This window comes from Mesorhizobium sp. (assembly GCF_024509055.1).
Classification (GTDB): domain Bacteria; phylum Pseudomonadota; class Alphaproteobacteria; order Rhizobiales; family Rhizobiaceae; genus Mesorhizobium.
Map to the genome: position 1 here is coordinate 1 of NZ_JANINM010000191.1, position 3,274 is coordinate 3,274.

Annotated in this window: 5 protein-coding genes; 3 read left to right on the top strand and 2 right to left on the bottom strand. The window is 64.3% G+C overall.

Annotated elements, in window-relative coordinates:
- Nucleotides 1–295 precede the first annotated feature (295 nt).
- Nucleotides 296–904 carry a YqgE/AlgH family protein gene (locus Q0L57_RS08975; RefSeq protein ID WP_296741325.1) on the bottom strand — a complete coding sequence of 203 codons (609 nt, stop codon included), beginning with the start codon at nt 902–904 and terminating at the stop codon, nt 296–298.
- Between the two features lie 126 nt (nt 905–1,030).
- On the opposite strand from Q0L57_RS08975, the gene Q0L57_RS08980 reads away from it, so the two are divergent.
- The 3 genes from Q0L57_RS08980 (at nt 1,031) to Q0L57_RS08990 (ending at nt 2,980) form a co-directional block, all read left to right on the top strand.
- Nucleotides 1,031–1,837, top strand: a complete 807-nt coding sequence (locus Q0L57_RS08980) for a protein-disulfide reductase DsbD domain-containing protein (RefSeq protein WP_296741318.1) — start codon at nt 1,031–1,033, stop codon at nt 1,835–1,837.
- Nucleotides 1,838–1,920: 83 nt separating this feature from the next.
- Complete coding sequence (locus Q0L57_RS08985) at nt 1,921–2,403, top strand: peroxiredoxin (protein ID WP_296741321.1); 483 nt, start codon at nt 1,921–1,923, stop codon at nt 2,401–2,403.
- A 100-nt stretch (nt 2,404–2,503) separates the two neighbouring features.
- A complete protein-coding gene (locus Q0L57_RS08990) occupies nt 2,504–2,980 on the top strand; it encodes a DUF2938 domain-containing protein (RefSeq protein WP_296741322.1) in 477 nt (158 codons plus the stop codon).
- 4 nt (nt 2,981–2,984) lie between these two features.
- On the opposite strand, the gene Q0L57_RS08995 is transcribed toward Q0L57_RS08990, so the two are convergent.
- On the bottom strand, nt 2,985–3,274 hold a 290-nt coding region (locus tag Q0L57_RS08995), incomplete at its 5' end, for an RNase H family protein (protein ID WP_366940883.1).

Genomic DNA, 3,274 nt, shown 5'->3' on the forward strand with positions numbered 1-3,274 from the left:
GCGACGCGCTGGAGCTGCGCCAGATGGGCTGCGAATATGTCCAGAGCTTCATGTTTGGCGCGCCCATGCCTGGCGATCAGGTGCTGAAGACGCTGAGGGAGCAGTATCCGCTGACGCAGGCCTAGAGGCGCACCGCCTCGTCATCCTCGGGCTTGACCCGAGGATCCATGCCGTGACGATAAAGCGTTGGAAACGGTTCAGAATTCTGCACCGCTGCATCCTTCGATAGAGGTTACGGCATGGGGTCTTCGCGACGGAGCTTCGCTCCCGCTTCGCCCTAGGATGACGAAGAAGCTTACGCGTGTCCCGCGGCCGCGCTCAGATGCGCGAGGTCGATGCCGATGGAGGCCAGGATGCGATCGTATTTGCGATCGAGGTCAGCGTCGAACAGAAGCTCGGGCGTCGCCGGACAGGTCAACCAACCATTCTCGGCGATCTCGCTTTCAAGCTGGCCGGCGCCCCAGCCCGAATAGCCAAGCGCCATCAACGCATGACGCGGGCCACGCCCCGTCGAGATGGCGCGCAGGATGTCGACGGTGGCGGTCAGGCAGATGTCGTCTGAGACGTTGAGCGAGGATTCGACGCGATAGTCGCCGGAATGCAGCACGAAGCCGCGACTGCGGTCCACCGGGCCGCCATTGCGCACGACGAAATCGCGGGTATGCGCCGGCAGGCGGATCGCTTCCTGCTCGTTCATGATGCCGAGCTGCACAAGAAGGTCCGGAAACAGCATCTGCTGCGTCTGGTTGATGATCAGCCCCATCGCGCCTTCGTCGCTGTGCGCGCAAATGTAGATGACCGAGCGCGTGAAGCGGTCGTCCTTCATGCCGGGCATGGCAATCAGGAACTGATCGTCGAGGAAGCCGCGTCCTGCAGCCGCCTTCTTGTGGCGCAACAAATCCATGTGGGGAGCGTAACGCGTTTCCGCGACGCCGGAAAGATGGCGTGGGTGCGCGATGTCACGCAAATATGATACCGGCAAGGTCATGAAAACATTGCGCCGCCAAGAACCCACGATCAAATCACCGCCATGCAACATCTGAAGATACTGGCGCTCGGCGCCGTCCTGGGGTTGGGCGCCGGTCTTCCGGCCGAGGCCTCCTCGTCCGACTGGTACAACAGCGAAGGCGGCAAGGTGCGGCTGGTGACCAGCGGCAAGCCCGACGATGCCGGCAAGATCCACGGCGTGCTCGACATCGCGCTGAAACCCGGCTGGAAGACCTATTGGCGCGATCCCGGCGATGCCGGCGTGCCGCCGCAGCTCGATATCTCGGGCAGCACCAACATCGCCGATGCCCGGCTGTCGTTTCCGGCGCCGCAACGGCACGACGACGGCTACGGCAAATGGGCCGGCTACGACCGGCCGGTCTCGCTGCCTGTGACCTTCACGCTGGCGACGCCCAGCCAGCCGGCCACCATCGACGCCAACATCTTCCTCGGTATCTGCGAAACGATCTGCATTCCGGTGCAGACCCGCCTCAGCGTCAATCCCGCTTCCGACCCGGACAACGCCACGGATGCCGCGCTGGTCAAGACGGCGCTGGCGACGCTCCCCTCCCCCGCGACGGCGGATTTCGGCATCCGCGTGCTGCCTGGCGACCACGAGACGCTGGTGGTCGAGGCGCATTCGCCGGGCAATCCGGAGTCCGTCGATTTCTTCGTCGCTGGCGAGCACGACTACATGTTCGGCGCGCCGGTGCGCAGCGAGAAAGACGGCAAGCTGGTGTTCAGCGTGCCGATCCTCGACCGGCCGTCGGCAGCGCCCACGGATGGCGGGCTCTACTACACGCTGACCAGCGCCGAAGGCGCGGTCGACGGGTTGCTGCCTTTCCCTTGATCCAGCCCTGGTGAAAGGTTGCGGGACGCCGCCCAGTCCGATATCGCAGTCATCGACCGTCCCTATCCCGAGCGAGGATCCACATGACCATTTCGGTTGGCGAAAAACTGCCCGACGCGACCTTCAAGATGATGACCGCCGATGGCGCGAAGCCGATCACTGGCGCAGAGATTTTCGGCGGCAAGAAGGTGGTGCTGTTCGGCGTTCCCGGCGCCTTCACGCCGACCTGCAGCAACAACCACCTGCCCGGCTATCTCGAGAACCATGACGCCATCCTGGCGCGCGGCGTCGACACCATCGCGGTCGTCTCGGTCAATGACGTCCATGTCATGGGCGCGTGGGCGCGCTTCACCGGCGGCGAAGGCAAGATCCTCTATCTCGCCGACGGCAGCGGCGACTTCGCCAAGTCTGTAGGGCTCGACAACGACCTTTCCGCAAACGGCATGGGCCTGCGCTCGAAGCGCTTTTCGATGATCGTCGACGACGGCAAGGTCGTGGCGCTCAACATCGAAACCAAGCCGGGTGTCGACGAGAGCGGCGCGGCCAAAATCCTCGAGCAGCTTTAGATCAGGATGACGTTTCGTTGACCCGCCATCCTGATCTCACTCCTTGTTGGAGGATGATCTTGTCCGAAAACCGGTTCCCACTTTTAGGGATCATGCTCTGATGCTCGACATCGTGTGGCGCGCGGTTGCGATCGGCATCGGCGCCACGGTGTTCATGGACGTCTGGGCGATCCTTCTCTACAAGGCGTTCGGCCTGCCCCGGCCCAATTGGGGGCTAGTCGGACGCTGGGTCCGACACTTACCCGGGAATGTCTTCCACGACGATATCAGCAAGGCCACGCCCTACGCCCATGAAGAAGCGCTGGGATGGATCTTCCACTATCTCGTCGGCATCGCCTACGGCATCATCCTGGTCGTGCTGACCGGGGCAGGATGGCTGGCTGCGCCGACCTTCCTGCCGGCCTTCATCCTCGGCATCGTCACAGTCGGAGCCGGCTGGTTCCTGCTGGCGCCGGGCATGGGCGCCGGCTGGGCGGCGTCGAAGCTGCCCAACCCGATGAGGGTGCGGGCGCTCAACCTCGTGGCGCATACGGTGTTCGCGCTCGGCATGTTCTCGACGGCGCTGCTGATCCGGTAGCCCGTCAGTAGCTCTGCGTGGAGCGGCGGGGCGCAGGCTTTCTGGCGGGAGCGCCTTGCGGCTTCGCGGCAGCCGCAACCGGCGCCGGCCTTGCGGAACTCGGCTTGAACGGCGCCATGCCTTCGCGCGCGAGCTCGTCGGCGCGCTCGTTCTCGGGGTGGCCGGCATGGCCCTTCACCCAGTGCCAGGTGACCTTGTGGCGCCTGTTGGCTTCATCGAGCTGCTGCCAGAGCTCGCCGTTCTTCACCGGCTTCTTGTCGGCGGTCTTCCAGCCGTTCTTCTTCCAGCCATGGA

Bases quoted from the DNA above. Each gene is read 5' to 3' on its own strand.
- Q0L57_RS08985 (WP_296741321.1), top strand. From the start codon at position 1,921: ATGACCATTTCGGTTGGCGAAAAACTGCCCGACGCGACCTTCAAGATG.
- Q0L57_RS08975 (WP_296741325.1), bottom strand. From the start codon at position 904: ATGGATTTGTTGCGCCACAAGAAGGCGGCTGCAGGACGCGGCTTCCTC.
- Q0L57_RS08990 (WP_296741322.1), top strand. From the start codon at position 2,504: ATGCTCGACATCGTGTGGCGCGCGGTTGCGATCGGCATCGGCGCCACG.
- Q0L57_RS08980 (WP_296741318.1), top strand. From the start codon at position 1,031: ATGCAACATCTGAAGATACTGGCGCTCGGCGCCGTCCTGGGGTTGGGC.